At 66.0% G+C, this 13,005-nt stretch carries 17 protein-coding genes; 16 read left to right on the top strand and 1 reads right to left on the bottom strand.

Annotation, left to right across the window (positions count from 1 at the left end; translation table 11 throughout):
- The first annotated feature begins 4 nt into the window (after positions 1 to 4).
- The 13 genes from rpsE to rplQ all read left to right on the top strand — a co-directional run bounded on the left by rpsE (position 5) and on the right by rplQ (position 8,383).
- Entirely contained in the window at positions 5 to 697 is a 693-nt protein-coding gene (gene rpsE / locus D7252_RS01325) for a 30S ribosomal protein S5 (protein WP_308162433.1), read from the top strand.
- Entirely contained in the window at positions 697 to 882 is a 186-nt protein-coding gene (gene rpmD / locus D7252_RS01320; protein ID WP_046013417.1) for a 50S ribosomal protein L30, read from the top strand. Before rpsE ends, rpmD begins: the two co-directional genes overlap by 1 nt.
- Positions 882 to 1,568: a 50S ribosomal protein L15 gene (rplO, locus tag D7252_RS20180; protein WP_120773749.1), complete on the top strand. Its 687-nt coding sequence runs from the start codon at positions 882 to 884 to the stop codon at positions 1,566 to 1,568. Before rpmD ends, rplO begins: the two co-directional genes overlap by 1 nt.
- A 128-nt stretch (positions 1,569 to 1,696) precedes the next feature.
- Positions 1,697 to 3,019: a preprotein translocase subunit SecY gene (gene secY / locus D7252_RS01310; protein WP_120773748.1), complete on the top strand. Its 1,323-nt coding sequence runs from the start codon at positions 1,697 to 1,699 to the stop codon at positions 3,017 to 3,019.
- Positions 3,016 to 3,612 carry an adenylate kinase gene (locus D7252_RS01305; protein ID WP_120773747.1) on the top strand — a complete coding sequence of 199 codons (597 nt, stop codon included), beginning with the start codon at positions 3,016 to 3,018 and terminating at the stop codon, positions 3,610 to 3,612. The genes secY and D7252_RS01305 overlap by 4 nt, the downstream gene beginning before the upstream one ends.
- 10 nt (positions 3,613 to 3,622) lie before the next feature.
- A complete protein-coding gene (gene map, locus D7252_RS01300) occupies positions 3,623 to 4,474 on the top strand; it encodes a type I methionyl aminopeptidase (protein ID WP_120773746.1) in 852 nt (283 codons plus the stop codon).
- Positions 4,474 to 5,136, top strand: a complete 663-nt coding sequence (locus tag D7252_RS01295; protein ID WP_120773745.1) for a thioredoxin domain-containing protein — start codon at positions 4,474 to 4,476, stop codon at positions 5,134 to 5,136. Before map ends, D7252_RS01295 begins: the two co-directional genes overlap by 1 nt.
- 157 nt (positions 5,137 to 5,293) lie before the next feature.
- A complete protein-coding gene (infA, locus tag D7252_RS01290; RefSeq protein ID WP_017201569.1) occupies positions 5,294 to 5,515 on the top strand; it encodes a translation initiation factor IF-1 in 222 nt (73 codons plus the stop codon).
- Positions 5,516 to 5,597: 82 nt separating this feature from the next.
- Complete coding sequence (gene rpmJ / locus D7252_RS01285) at positions 5,598 to 5,714, top strand: 50S ribosomal protein L36 (protein WP_022893853.1); 117 nt, start codon at positions 5,598 to 5,600, stop codon at positions 5,712 to 5,714.
- Positions 5,715 to 5,843: 129 nt separating this feature from the next.
- Complete coding sequence (gene rpsM, locus D7252_RS01280) at positions 5,844 to 6,218, top strand: 30S ribosomal protein S13 (protein WP_102191678.1); 375 nt, start codon at positions 5,844 to 5,846, stop codon at positions 6,216 to 6,218.
- A 32-nt stretch (positions 6,219 to 6,250) separates the two neighbouring features.
- The gene (gene rpsK, locus D7252_RS01275; protein ID WP_120773744.1) at positions 6,251 to 6,649 is read left to right on the top strand and encodes a 30S ribosomal protein S11; all 399 of its coding nucleotides are present in this window, start codon (positions 6,251 to 6,253) and stop codon (positions 6,647 to 6,649) included.
- Between the two features lie 148 nt (positions 6,650 to 6,797).
- Positions 6,798 to 7,787 carry a DNA-directed RNA polymerase subunit alpha gene (locus D7252_RS01270; protein ID WP_120773743.1) on the top strand — a complete coding sequence of 330 codons (990 nt, stop codon included), beginning with the start codon at positions 6,798 to 6,800 and terminating at the stop codon, positions 7,785 to 7,787.
- A gap of 32 nt (positions 7,788 to 7,819) precedes the next feature.
- On the top strand, positions 7,820 to 8,383 hold the full coding sequence (gene rplQ / locus D7252_RS01265; protein WP_120773742.1) for a 50S ribosomal protein L17: 564 nt from the start codon (positions 7,820 to 7,822) through the stop codon (positions 8,381 to 8,383).
- A 79-nt stretch (positions 8,384 to 8,462) separates the two neighbouring features.
- Here rplQ and D7252_RS01260 read toward each other — a convergent pair whose 3' ends face one another.
- A complete protein-coding gene (locus D7252_RS01260; RefSeq protein WP_120773741.1) occupies positions 8,463 to 9,680 on the bottom strand; it encodes a PAS domain-containing protein in 1,218 nt (405 codons plus the stop codon).
- 163 nt (positions 9,681 to 9,843) lie between these two features.
- Between D7252_RS01260 and D7252_RS01255 the strand changes: the two genes are divergently transcribed.
- From D7252_RS01255 to D7252_RS01245, 3 genes are read left to right on the top strand one after another with little or no spacing between them, the layout of a single operon-like run.
- The gene (locus tag D7252_RS01255; protein WP_120773740.1) at positions 9,844 to 10,860 is read left to right on the top strand and encodes a tripartite tricarboxylate transporter substrate binding protein; all 1,017 of its coding nucleotides are present in this window, start codon (positions 9,844 to 9,846) and stop codon (positions 10,858 to 10,860) included.
- A gap of 1 nt (position 10,861) precedes the next feature.
- Positions 10,862 to 11,431, top strand: coding sequence for a tripartite tricarboxylate transporter TctB family protein (locus D7252_RS01250; RefSeq protein ID WP_251050559.1), 570 nt, complete (start codon positions 10,862 to 10,864; stop codon positions 11,429 to 11,431).
- On the top strand, positions 11,431 to 12,978 hold the full coding sequence (locus D7252_RS01245) for a tripartite tricarboxylate transporter permease (protein ID WP_120773739.1): 1,548 nt from the start codon (positions 11,431 to 11,433) through the stop codon (positions 12,976 to 12,978). The genes D7252_RS01250 and D7252_RS01245 overlap by 1 nt, the downstream gene beginning before the upstream one ends.
- Positions 12,979 to 13,005 lie beyond the last annotated feature (27 nt).

Below are 13,005 nucleotides of genomic sequence, written 5' to 3'. Positions count from 1 at the left end.
TGAAGTGACCGAAACGGCTGCTGCCGCTCCCGAGACGGCCCCGGTCGTCTCCGAGACGGCCGCCGGTACGACCCAGGGTGAGCCTGCTCGCGAGGGCCGCCGCGGCGGCGGGCGCGATCGCAACCAGGGTGGCGGCCGCGACCGCAACTCGCGCGACCGTGGAGACAACCAGTTCCTGGAGCGCGTGGTCACCATCAACCGCGTCTCGAAGGTCGTGAAGGGTGGTCGTCGCTTCAGCTTCACCGCTCTCGTGGTCGTCGGTGACGGCAACGGTCTGGTGGGCGTCGGCTACGGCAAGGCCCGCGAGGTGCCCCTGGCGATCTCGAAGGGTGTCGAAGAGGCCAAGCGCAACTTCTTCCGCGTTCCGCGCGTCGGCAGCACGATCCCGCACCCCGTGCAGGGTGAGGCAGCCGCCGGTGTGGTGCTGCTTCGTCCGGCCGCAGGCGGTACCGGTGTTATCGCCGGTGGTCCCGTCCGCGCCGTGCTCGAGTGCGCCGGCATCCACGACGTGCTGTCGAAGTCGCTCGGCTCGTCGAACACGATCAACATCGTGCACGCGACCGTCGCCGCCCTGAAGCAGCTCGAGGAGCCCCGTGCGGTCGCCGCACGTCGTGGCCTCGAGTTCGACCAGGTCGCACCGGCGCGTCTCGTCCGTGCGGAGGCTGACGCCATCGCCGCACAGAAGGTAGGTGCCTGATGGCTTCGCGCCTCAAGGTCACGCAGGTCAAGTCCAAGGTGAGCGAGAAGCAGAACCAGCGTGACACGCTGCGCAGCCTCGGTCTGAAGCGCATCGGTGACAGCACCGTTCGCCCCGACGACGCGCAGACGCGCGGCTACGTCAAGACCGTCGCCCACCTCGTCAAGGTTGAGGAGATCGACTAATGGCTGAGAAGAACGAGGCCGAGAAGGCCCCGAAGAAGGCTGCGGCTCCCAAGGCTGCCGCTGAGAAGAAGTCGGCTGACAAGCCGGCAGCGAAGAAGGCAGCGGCTCCCAAGGCCGCCGCCGAGAAGAAGCCCGCTGCGAAGAAGGCGTCGGCCACGTCCGCCGCTTCCGACGCGAAGGCCGACTCCGCTGCCAAGAAGCCGGCAGCCAAGAAGGCTGCGCCGAAGAAGGATGCTCCGGCATCCCGCCCCGGCGTGCTCAAGGTGCACCACCTGCGTCCGGTCCCCGGATCCAACACCGCGAAGACCCGTGTCGGTCGCGGTGAGGGCTCCAAGGGTAAGACCGCCGGTCGCGGCACGAAGGGCACCAAGGCTCGCAACACCGTTCGCGTCGGGTTCGAGGGTGGGCAGATGCCTCTGCACATGCGCACCCCGAAGCTGCGCGGGTTCAAGAACCCGTTCCGCGTCGAGTACCAGGTCGTGAACCTGGAGAAGCTCGCGGAGCTGTACCCCAAGGGTGGCGATGTCACCATCGGCGATCTCGTCGCCAAGGGTGCCGTTCGCAAGAACGAGAAGGTCAAGGTTCTCGGAAACGGCGACATCGCCGTGAAGCTCACCGTTTCGGTCGACAAGGTCTCGGGTTCTGCCGAGGAAAAGATCGTGGCAGCGGGCGGTTCCGTCAAGTAACCACCACACAAGAGGGGCCGGAGATTCTCCGGCCCCTCTTGTGGTTACACGGCCCGGGGTCTCGGTTTGAGTTACCCTGGTCTTTCAGCCGTCCTTCGGGAACCGGCAACCTTTCAGGAGGAACGTTCTTGTTTAGCGCCATCGCGCGGATCTTCCGCACGCCCGACCTGCGTCGGAAGATCGGTTTCACACTCGCCATCATCGCGATCTACCGACTCGGTTCCAACGTCCCTGCGCCGTTCGTGAATTTCCCGAACGTCGAGGAGTGTCTCGCTGCGAACGCGGGCACCGAGGGTCTGCTGGGCCTCGTCAACCTGTTCTCGGGTGGCGCACTGCTGCAGCTGTCGATCTTCGCGCTCGGGGTGATGCCATACATCACCGCGACGATCATCACCCAGCTCCTCCGCGTGGTGATTCCGCACTTCGAGGCGCTGCACAAGGAAGGCCAGGCCGGCCAGGCCAAGCTGACGCAGTACACGCGTTACCTCACCATCGCTCTCGCGCTGCTCCAGTCGACGACTCTCGTCACGGTGGCGCGCAGCGGTCAACTCTTCGGGTCGACCGACCTGGCCGCGTGCCAGCAGCTGCTGACCAACGACGTCTGGTGGGCGCAGCTGCTCATCATCATGACGATGACAGCGGGTACCGGGCTCATCATGTGGTTCGCCGAGCTCGTCACCGAGCGCGGCATCGGCAACGGCATGTCGCTCCTCATCTTCACCTCGATCGCCGCGACGTTCCCCGGCGCCATGGGTCTCATCTGGCAGACCAAGGGCTTCGAGGTCTTCCTCCTCGTCCTGGCCATGGGCATCGTGGTCATGGGGCTGGTCGTCTTCGTCGAACAGTCGCAGCGCCGCATCCCCGTGCAGTATGCCAAGCGCATGGTCGGTCGTCGCACCTACGGCGGCACCAACACGTACATCCCCATCAAGGTGAACATGGCGGGTGTGATCCCCGTGATCTTCGCGTCCTCGCTGCTGTACATCCCGGCACTGATCGCGCAGTTCAACACCCCGCAGGACGGCTCCGTGCCCGCAGCGTGGGTCACCTGGGTGAGCGCCAACTTCACGACGGGCAACAGCCCGATCTACATGCTGGTGTACTTCCTTCTCATCATCGGCTTCACCTACTTCTACGTCGCGATCACGTTCAACCCGGTCGAGGTCGCCGACAACATGAAGAAGTACGGCGGCTTCATCCCCGGCATCCGTGCGGGTCGTCCGACCGCCGAGTACCTCGACTACGTCCTGACGCGTATCACGCTTCCCGGCTCGCTGTACCTGGGTCTGATCGCGCTCATCCCGCTGATCGCTCTGGCCACTGTGGGCGCCAACCAGAACTTCCCGTTCGGTGGCGCCTCGATCCTCATCATCGTCGGCGTCGGCCTCGAGACGGTGAAGCAGATCGATGCACAGCTGCAGCAGCGTCACTACGAAGGGCTTCTCCGATGACAGCATCCGCTCGTCTTCTCATCGTCGGACCGCAGGGCTCCGGCAAGGGCACGCAGGGCGTGCGCATCGCCGAGTCCTACGGCATCCCCGTCGTCTCGACGGGCGACATCTTCCGCGCGAACATCAAGGAGGGGACGCCGCTCGGCCAGCAGGTCACGGCGATCCTCGACAAGGGCGATCTGGTGCCGGATGAGCTCACCAGCGAGATCGTGCGCGATCGCCTGGCCCAGGATGATGCCGCCAACGGCTTCCTGCTGGACGGGTACCCGCGCAACACCGCACAGGTGAAGCACCTGGAGGATTTCCTGAACAGCCGCGGTGAGGCGCTCGACGCCGTCATCCTGCTGGATGTTCCTCGCGAAGAGAGCCTGACCCGCCTGGGCCTGCGCGCTGCCGAGCAGGGACGCTCCGATGACACCGACGCGGCGATCGCGCATCGTCTGGACATCTACGAGCACGAGACCGCGCCGATCATCGAGGTCTACAGCGAGAAGGGCATCGTCGACCGCATCAACGGCGTCGGCTCGCTCGATGAGATCACCGAGCGCATCTCGGCAGCACTGGCCGCTCGCGGTCTGCGTCTCGCGGCCTGAGAGGACCCGGATGTTCCGCCGGTCGATCTACAAGACCCCGGCTCAGATACGAGCCATGGTCGAGCCCGGCCTCATCACGGCGGCGGCACTCGATGCTGTTCGCCCACTGATCAGGGCCGGAGTCACCACGCTCGAGCTCGACGCCGCAGCGAACCGCGCCATCGTCGAGCGAGGGGCCGAGTCGAACTTCCAGCTCGTCCGCGGCTATCACCACACCATCTGCGTGTCGGTGAACGAGCAGGTCGTGCACGGCATCCCGGGGGATCGCGTGCTGCAGCCCGGCGACATCGTGTCCGTGGATTGCGGTGCGCAGTTCCAGGGATGGAATGGCGACAGCGCCATCACGGTCGTCGTACCGGATCCGGAGCGACCGCAGCTGGTCGCTCAGCGCGAGGAGCTGTCCCGCGTCACAGAGGGCTCGCTCTGGGCCGGAATCGCCGCCATGGCATCGGCTTCCCACCTCGGTGACATCGGGGCCGCCATCCAGGGCTACATCGAGGCCCAGGGTCCCTCAGCGGTGTCGGGGGACACCTACGGCATCCTGCGCGAGTACGTCGGGCACGGAATCGGCCGCAAGATGCACGAGGCGCCCAGTGTGTTCAACTACCGGACTCCCGACCCGGGCGCAGAGGTCAAGCCAGGGCTCGTCGTGGCGATCGAGCCGATGGTGACAGCGGGCGGTGAGGCCACGTACGTCGAGGAAGACGACTGGACCGTCACCACCGTGGACGGGACAGACGGCTCACATTGGGAACATAGCGTGGCCCTGCATGATGGGGGCATCTGGGTGCTGACTGCGCCCGATGGCGGAAAAGCCGGACTCGCCCCGTTCGGGGTCGAGCCTCGAGAGATCGGAAAGTAATGGCAGCGGCGAAGAGCAACACCAACTGGTTCGCGATCGGCATCTCGATCGCCGTCGTCGTGGTGTTGGTCGTACTCGGTGGTCTCGTGGTGTTCCTCAACAACCAGGCCACCGCACCCGGCGCCGCTCCGAAGAGCGACATCATCAACGAGGAAACGGGTGCTATCTCGTTCGGCGACGCTGAGGACGAGGTCGACACGTACGTGGACTTCATGTGCCCCATCTGCGGCGACTTCGAGCAGCAGTACGGCGAGGCTCTGCAGAATGCGGCGGCGGACGGCAAGATCACGCTGAACATCCACCCCGTCTCGATCCTCGACCGCTTCTCACAGAACACGGACTTCTCGACGCGCGCGGCAGGCAGTGTGTACTGCGTGGCGGAGAACGCGCCTGAGGCGACGCTCGACTACTTCAACCTCCTCTTCGCGAACCAGCCGGCGGAGAACACTCCGGGTCTCAGCGATGACGAGCTCGCCGCGTTCGCCGAGCAGGCGGGCGCAGGTGCCGCGGCCGACTGCATCGCCGACGGTACCTACATGGACTTCGTCGGAGACCAGACCCAGCAGAACGAGATCGCCGGCACTCCCACCGTCGAGGTCAACGGAAAGCGTCTCGACCTCCAGGCGGGCGAGATCACCGAGCTGGAGAAGCTGCTCGGCTGAACCTGAGCCCTGTGGCCCAAGTTGCCGGATACCCGGCGGTCGGATACCATAGATCTTTGGTGCCTTGCGCCCTGATTCGGCGTGTCCGATAAGCGCGGCACCAACACACCACCCACCCACCGCAGATCGACCGGTCTGCAGAAGCGTCAGCGAGGCTATGGCTAAGAAAGACGGTGTCATCGAGATCGAGGGCGTCATATCCGAGGCTCTGCCCAACGCGATGTTCCGCGTTGAGCTCAGCAACGGACATAAGGTCCTTGCAACGATCTCCGGAAAGATGCGGCAGAACTACATCCGCATCATCCCTGAAGACCGCGTGGTCGTGGAGCTCAGCCCCTACGACCTGACCCGCGGCCGTATCGTCTACCGCTACCGCTGATCGGTCGAGAAGTAACGGCTGTCTGGGTCCGCAGGCTCGCCCAGGGATCCACACAGTACGAAGACAGCGAACAGGAAAAATCATGAAGGTCAACCCCAGCGTCAAGCCCATCTGCGATCACTGCAAGGTGATCCGCCGCCACGGCAACGTCATGGTTATCTGCAAGAGCAACCCGCGCCACAAGCAGCGCCAGGGCTGATCACTCTTCAGAAAAACACAACTCAATACGAAGCGGCAGGATCAGATCCCGTGAGAACGGGGGACACCTCGGGTCGGAGGCCCGAGCACCGATCCTGCTCCACACCTCCACCAAACTCAGGAGAACCGCATGGCACGTCTTGCCGGCGTTGACATCCCGCGCGACAAGCGCGTGGTGATCGCCCTTACCTACATCTACGGCGTCGGCCGTACCCGCTCGGTCGAGATCCTCAAGGCGACCGAGATCGACGAGAGCATCCGCGTGAAGGACCTCAGCGACGAGCAGCTGATCACCCTCCGCGACCACATCGAAGGCAACTACAAGGTGGAGGGTGACCTGCGCCGCGAGGTCGCCGCAGACATCCGCCGCAAGGTCGAGATCGGCTCCTACGAGGGCATCCGCCACCGTCGTGGTCTCCCGGTCCGTGGTCAGCGCACCAAGACCAACGCCCGTACCCGCAAGGGCCCGAAGCGCACCGTCGCAGGCAAGAAGAAGGCCCGCTAAGCGCGGCCCCCAGGGACTAGGAGAACACTTTCATGGCTGCACCCAAGGCCGCCGCGCGCAAGCCGCGCCGCAAGGAAAAGAAGAACATCGCGCTGGGCCAGGCCCACATCAAGTCGACGTTCAACAACACGATCGTCTCGATCACCGACCCGTCCGGCGCTGTCATCAGCTGGGCATCGTCGGGTGGCGTGGGCTTCAAGGGCTCCCGCAAGTCGACCCCCTACGCCGCTGGGCTGGCCGCCGAGTCGGCTGCCCGTCAGGCGCAGGAGCACGGCGTCAAGAAGGTCGACGTCTTCGTGAAGGGTCCGGGCTCGGGCCGCGAGACCGCGATCCGCTCGCTGACCGCTGCCGGCCTCGAGGTCGGTTCGATCCAGGACGTGACGCCGCAGGCACACAACGGCTGCCGTCCGCCGAAGCGCCGCCGCGTCTGACACGGCTTGTCGAGCCGCCCGCACCTCACGGTCCGGGCGGCTCGACGCCCGCCTTTGACGCGCTCAGGGGTCGGGCATCGAACTTCACAATTCAAGACCTCATTACCCACATGTCATATAGCGGTCATGTGATCGAAAGGAACACAGAGTGCTCATTGCACAGCGTCCCACACTCACCGAGGAAAAGATCGTCGAGAACCGGAGCCGGTTCATCATCGAGCCCCTGGAGCCCGGCTTCGGATACACGATCGGCAACGCGCTTCGTCGCAGCCTGCTGTCGTCGATTCCCGGCGCCGCTGTCACCAGCGTTCGTCTCGACGGTGTGCTGCACGAGTTCAGCACCATCCCCGGCGTGAAGGAGGATGTCACCGAGATCATCCTCAACATCAAGCAGCTCGTCGTCTCGTCCGAGCGTGACGAGCCGATCACGGCATACCTGCGCAAGACCGGTTCGGGCGAAGTGACCGCCGCTGACATCTCGGCTCCGGCCGGTGTCGAGGTCCAGAACCCCGAGCTCGTCATCGCGACTCTCAACGAGACCGCGAAGTTCGAGCTCGAGCTCACGATCGAGCGTGGCCGTGGCTACGTCTCGGCGACGCAGAACCGCAACGAGTACGCCGAGGCCGGTCAGATTCCGATCGACTCGATCTACTCGCCGGTCCTCAAGGTCAGCTACCGTGTCGAGGCCACCCGTGCGGGTGAGCGCACCGACTTCGACAAGCTCGTCCTCGATGTCGAGACCAAGTCGTCGATCAGCCCGCGCGACGCCGTCGCTTCGGCCGCCAAGACGCTCACCGAGCTGTTCGGTCTCGCTCGCGAGCTGAACGTCGAGGCTGAGGGCATCGAGATCGGCCCGGCGCCGGTCGAGGCCGTCAACTCCAGTGAGTTGTCGATGCCGATCGAAGACCTCGACCTGTCGGTCCGGTCGTACAACTGCCTCAAGCGTGAGGGCATCAACACTGTTTCGGAGCTCGTCGCCCTGTCGGAGACGCAGCTCATGAACATCCGCAATTTCGGCCAGAAGTCGGTCGACGAGGTGCGCGACAAGCTCATCTCGCTCGGTCTGTCGCTCAAGGATTCGGTGCCCGGTTTCGACGGCGCCCACTTCTACGGCGGCAGCGAAGACGAGTCCTTCTGATACCCGATTCTCTGACCAGGAGCTAGACGATTATGCCCAAGCCCACTAAGGGACCCCGCCTCGGAGGCGGCCCCGCCCACGAACGCCTGCTGCTCGCCAACCTCGCGGCGGCTCTGTTCACTCACAAGTCGATCAAGACGACCGAGACCAAGGCCAAGCGCCTGCGTCCGCTCGCCGAGCGTCTGATCACCTTCGCCAAGCGTGGCGACCTGCATGCGCGTCGTCGTGTGCTGTCCGTCATCGGTGACAAGAGTGTCGTGCACACCCTCTTCACCGAGATCGCACCGCTGGTCGCCGAGCGTGAGGGCGGCTACACCCGCATCACGAAGGTCGGCAACCGCAAGGGCGACAACGCTCCGATGGCCGTGATCGAGCTCGTTCTCGAGCCCGTCACCCCGAAGGCGAAGTCGACGAAGAAGGCAGCATCCGCCCCCAAGGCGGAGAAGCCGGCTGAGGAGACCCCCGCCGAGGAAGCTCCCGCCGAGGAAGCATCCGTCGAGGAAGCGCCGGCCGCTGACGCCGGCGCCGAGTCGCAGGCCGAGGGCGAAGCAGCCGAGGCTGCCGCCGAAGACGCCGTGGAGAAGAAGTCCGAGTAAGGATCTCTTCCACGAAAGCCCGCTGCCCCTTCGGGGGGTGGCGGGCTTTTTCGTGCATCAGTGCGACGACGCGTGCCGATCAGACATCGTTCGCCCGGTAACGGGTGCTGGGTCGGCCCTTCGTCGAGTAGTCCAGCGCGCGCGTGGCCCGGCCGGAAGCGGCCAGGTGCTCGAGGTACCGGCGGGCGCTCACGCGCGAGATGTCCAGGTCTTCGCCGATCTCGGTCGCTGAGGCAGCCGGGCGCGCAGCAAGCGCGGTCGACACGCGGTCGAGTGTCTCGGCGCTGAGTCCCTTGGGGAGGCCGAGTCGCTGCCGGAACGCGATGATCGCGTCCGCTGCCTCGACGCGGCGGACGACGTCGTGCAGCTCGGTGTGATCGCGAAGAAGCAGAGTCGCCCCGATGTCGCCGCTGCTGCCTTCGGTGCCGGTGCTGCGGGCGACCAGCACGTGCGGGCCGACGATCACGGGCCGCCCGGCCGACTCGCCCTCTCGGAGCACTCTGGTCAGCTCATCGCCCAACACCTCGGCGGCTGCTGCGCCGTCGAGTTCCGCAGCGTCGCGGCCGAGGAAGCGTGCTGCCGCGTCGTTGGCGAGCGTGATCCGCCCGGACCCGTCGACGGTGATCACGCCTTCGCTCAGCCCATGAAGCGTGGTCTCCTGGTTCTTCACGAGCGCGGCGATCTGGTGAGGTTCCAGACGGTAGATACGGCGGCGGATGATCGAGGTGACCCAGGCGGAACCGAACACTCCGAGCACCGCAGCGGCCAGCATCGCCGAGATCAGCCAGGCCAGGTTGGCGGTGAATTCCTCATTCAGCTCAGACTCGAGGATCCCGACGGACGCGGTCCCGATCACTTCGCCCTGGCCGTCACGGATGGGGACCTTGACTCGCCAGGAAGTGCCCAGCGTTCCGGTCTGTGTGCCGACATACACCTCCCCGGCGAGCGGGATCGAGGGATCGGTGGAGACCTTCTCACCGATGCGATCGGGATTCGGGTGCGAATAGCGGATGCCGTCTTCGTTGGCCACGACGACATAGGCGAGATCGGAGGCCTCGCGGATCACCTCGGCGATGGGCTGGATGGTGGTCGCCGGTTGCTCATCATCGAAGGCGGACAGCACGACCGGCAACGCGGCGATCGACTGGGCGACGGCCTGCATCCGGTCCTTGTACGCCTCGCGGAGAGCCTGCTCCTGGAACGCCCCGGCGACGATCCCGGTCGCGAGGGTCACCAGGAACACGATCAGCGCTTGCAGCACGAGCAACTGCACGCGCAGCGTCATCTTCGAGGCCACCTGTTCATTGTCGTCCCTCACCGAGCGCGGCGCGAGCGAGGAAGGACACGGGTTGCGACCAATAGTTCCGAAACTCCGACCAATGGTTTCCGAAGGTTGAACGGCGCCTCCCGACCTTCCAGGGTGGAGCAACAGCACCACGAACGCTCAAGGAGGAGCGCACATGAAGAACACACGCATCGGAGTCCTCACCGCCCTGGCGGCGGTGGCCGCACTCACCCTGACCTCGTGCGCCGACGGCAGCGCATCCACCGACGATGGAGGCGATGCGGAAGCGGCGACCGTGACCGACGTCTCCCTCATCGTCCCCGCGGACCCCGGCGGAGGCTGGGATCAGACGGGCCGCGCCATGTCGCAGGTGCTGACCGAGGACGACATCGTGAAGTCCGCGCCCGTGACGAACGTGGGCGGCGCCGGCGGAACCGTCGGCCTGGCGCAGCTCGCCAACGAGAAGGATCCGAACACGCTCATGGTGATGGGGCTCGTCATGGTCGGCGCGGTCGAGACCAACGCCTCCGCGGTGCGGATCGAGGACACCACGCCGATCGCCCGCCTCACGGACGAGCCACTGGTCGTGGTCGTCCCGGACGACTCGAAGTACGACACGCTCGAGGATCTCGTGGAGGACGTCGTGGACAACGGCCAGTCCGTCACGATCACCGGTGGATCCGCCGGCGGCGCCGACCATATCCTCGCCGGGCTGATGCTCGAGGAGGCGGGTCTCGACGGCGCTCAGATCGCGGAGAAGCTGAACTACACCCCGAACTCCGGCGGTGGCGAGGCCGTCCCGCTTCTCCTCGGCGGCAAGGTCGCCGCGGGCATCTCGGGCGTGGGCGAGTTCGCCCAGCACATCGAGAGCGGCGCTCTGCGCGCACTGGCGGTGTCGAGCGAGGAGCCCGTTTCCCAGCTGCCGGACGTCCCCACCATCACGGAGGAGGGCTATGACGTGGTTCTCACCAACTGGCGCGGCGTGATCGCGCCCGGCGACATCTCCGACGGTGAGAAGGACGAGCTCGTACGCGTCGTCACCGAACTGCACGAGTCCGACGCGTGGACGGAGCAGCTGGAGACCAAGGGCTGGACCGATGCGTTCCTCGTCGGGGCGGAATTCGATGAGTTCCTCACGGGCGACATCGAGGAAGTCACCGCGACGCTGAAGAACATCGGTCTGGTGCAGTGACATGACGGTCCCCGCATCGCCGGGGGCCGAGAAGCGGGGTGTGCGGGCCGACCATCACGGCCGGCCCGTACACCGCGCTCGTTCCGCCCCCATCGGCGAGCTGGTGTTCGCCGCAATCATGGTCGCGCTCGGCGTCTTCGCCGTCGTCGGCATCTTCCTGATCCATGTCCCGGTCGGCATGAAGGCCGGTCCGACAGTGTTCCCGATCTTCGTCGCCGCCCTTCTGCTGGCATCCGCGGTCGCCGTGCTCGTCGGTGTGCTGCGCGGTGACCGAGGGGGTCCGGAAGAGGCGGAGGACATCGACGAGAGCCTGCCGACCGACTGGACCACTCTCGCCAAGCTGGCGGGCTTGGTGGTCGCGCACCTCTTTCTGATCGAACCGCTCGGCTGGGCTCCGGCCGCCGCCCTGCTCTTCGGCGGCGTCGCGTGGTCGCTCTCCGCCAAGCGGTGGTGGGTGGCGTTCCTGGTCGGCATCGTCGTCGCACTCGTGATCCAGATCGTGTTCGGCGGCCTGCTCGGTCTGTCGTTGCCGTGGGGGCCTGCGCTCGGCTGGCTCGGAAGGATGTTCTGATGGACAGCTGGACTCTGCTCATGGAGGGCTTCGCCACCGCGCTTCAGCCCCAGTACCTCGCGTTCGCGTTCCTCGGCGTCTTCGTCGGCACCGCGGTCGGTGTGCTCCCCGGCATCGGCCCCGCCATGACGGTCGCGCTGCTGCTTCCCCTCACCTACACCCTGGACCCCACTGCGGCGCTCATCACCTTCGCCGGCATCTACTACGGCGGCATGTACGGCGGTTCGACCACCAGCATCCTGCTCAACACACCGGGGGAGTCGGCCTCGATCGTCACGGCGATCGAAGGCAACAAGATGGCCAGGATGGGGCGTGGGGCCGCCGCGCTCGCGACCGCGGCCATCGGATCCTTCATCGCCGGAACCCTGGCGACGCTCGGCCTGACGCTGCTGGCTCCGCTGCTCGCGCAGTTCGCGGTGAACCTGGGCCCGGCGGACTACGTCGCCCTCATCGTGATCGCCTTCATCACCGTCGGCGCCCTGATCGGCAGTTCGATCTCTCGGGGCATGCTCTCGCTCGGTGTCGGGCTCTTCCTCGGCCTCGTCGGCACCGACTGGCTCTCGGGGCAGCAGCGTTACACCCTCGGCCTGCCGGCACTGTCGGACGGTGTGGACATCGTCCTCGTCGCCGTCGGCCTGTTCGCCGTCGGGGAGACCTTCTACATCGCCGCCCGGCTGAGGCACGGAACGGTCGACGTCATCCCCGTCACCCGCGGGTGGCGGTCGTGGATGACCAGGTCCGACTGGCGGAGGTCGTGGAAGCCCTGGCTGCGCGGAGCCGCGATCGGCTTCCCGATCGGCACGATCCCCGCCGGTGGCGCGGATGTCGCGACTTTCCTGTCGTACGCGACCGAGCGCAAGCTGTCGAAGCACCGCGACGAGTTCGGTCGGGGTGCGATCGAGGGAGTCGCCGGCCCGGAGTCGGCCAACAATGCGGCAGCCGCCGGCGTCCTGGTACCACTGCTCACGCTGGGACTGCCGACCACGGCGACCGCTGCGATCATCCTCACCGCCTTCCAGTCCTACGGCATCCAACCGGGGCCGCTGCTGTTCGAGAGCCAGTCAGGCCTCGTCTGGGCGCTGGTCGCAAGCCTCTACATCGGCAACCTCATCCTCATCGTGCTGAACCTGCCCCTCGTCGGCATGTGGGTGAAGCTGCTGCAGATCCCTCGTCCGTACCTCTACGCCGGCATCCTTCTGTTCGCCGTCTTCGGTGCGTACGCGCTGCACAGCTCGCCGTCGGACATCGTGATCCTGTTGATCGTCGGCATCCTCGGTTACTTCATGCGGCGGTACGGCTATCCGGTGGCGCCTCTGGTGGTCGGGATGATCCTCGGACCCATGGCTGAAGAGCAGCTGCGCAAGGCACTGCAACTGAGTCAGGGCGACCTGAGCACCTTGGTCATGCAGCCGTTCGCCGCCGTCGCCTACGGCGTGCTGGCTGTTCTGATCATCGGCGGGCTGTGGCTGCGCCGGAAGCAGCGACGGTACGAGCAGGCCCTGACCGAGTCGATCTCGGTGCCGATCAAAGCGGACTCGGAGGTCTGAGTTCGGGAGGGGAGGAGGCCGCGAGTA

Source organism: Microbacterium sp. CGR2 (assembly GCF_003626735.1).
In the GTDB taxonomy this organism is placed as follows: Bacteria; Actinomycetota; Actinomycetes; order Actinomycetales; family Microbacteriaceae; genus Microbacterium.
This window is presented reverse-complemented; position numbering and strand designations above follow the sequence as displayed.

Excerpts from the sequence above, each read along its gene's own strand:
- rpmD (WP_046013417.1), top strand. The coding sequence starts at position 697 with ATGGCTTCGCGCCTCAAGGTCACGCAGGTCAAGTCCAAGGTGAGCGAG.
- D7252_RS01295 (WP_120773745.1), top strand. The coding sequence starts at position 4,474 with ATGGCAGCGGCGAAGAGCAACACCAACTGGTTCGCGATCGGCATCTCG.
- rplQ (WP_120773742.1), top strand. The coding sequence starts at position 7,820 with ATGCCCAAGCCCACTAAGGGACCCCGCCTCGGAGGCGGCCCCGCCCAC.
- rpsK (WP_120773744.1), top strand. The coding sequence starts at position 6,251 with ATGGCTGCACCCAAGGCCGCCGCGCGCAAGCCGCGCCGCAAGGAAAAG.
- infA (WP_017201569.1), top strand. The coding sequence starts at position 5,294 with ATGGCTAAGAAAGACGGTGTCATCGAGATCGAGGGCGTCATATCCGAG.
- map (WP_120773746.1), top strand. The coding sequence starts at position 3,623 with ATGTTCCGCCGGTCGATCTACAAGACCCCGGCTCAGATACGAGCCATG.
- rpmJ (WP_022893853.1), top strand. The coding sequence starts at position 5,598 with ATGAAGGTCAACCCCAGCGTCAAGCCCATCTGCGATCACTGCAAGGTG.
- rpsM (WP_102191678.1), top strand. The coding sequence starts at position 5,844 with ATGGCACGTCTTGCCGGCGTTGACATCCCGCGCGACAAGCGCGTGGTG.
- D7252_RS01245 (WP_120773739.1), top strand. The coding sequence starts at position 11,431 with ATGGACAGCTGGACTCTGCTCATGGAGGGCTTCGCCACCGCGCTTCAG.
- D7252_RS01305 (WP_120773747.1), top strand. The coding sequence starts at position 3,016 with ATGACAGCATCCGCTCGTCTTCTCATCGTCGGACCGCAGGGCTCCGGC.
- rplO (WP_120773749.1), top strand. The coding sequence starts at position 882 with ATGGCTGAGAAGAACGAGGCCGAGAAGGCCCCGAAGAAGGCTGCGGCT.
- D7252_RS01255 (WP_120773740.1), top strand. The coding sequence starts at position 9,844 with ATGAAGAACACACGCATCGGAGTCCTCACCGCCCTGGCGGCGGTGGCC.
- D7252_RS01250 (WP_251050559.1), top strand. The coding sequence starts at position 10,862 with ATGACGGTCCCCGCATCGCCGGGGGCCGAGAAGCGGGGTGTGCGGGCC.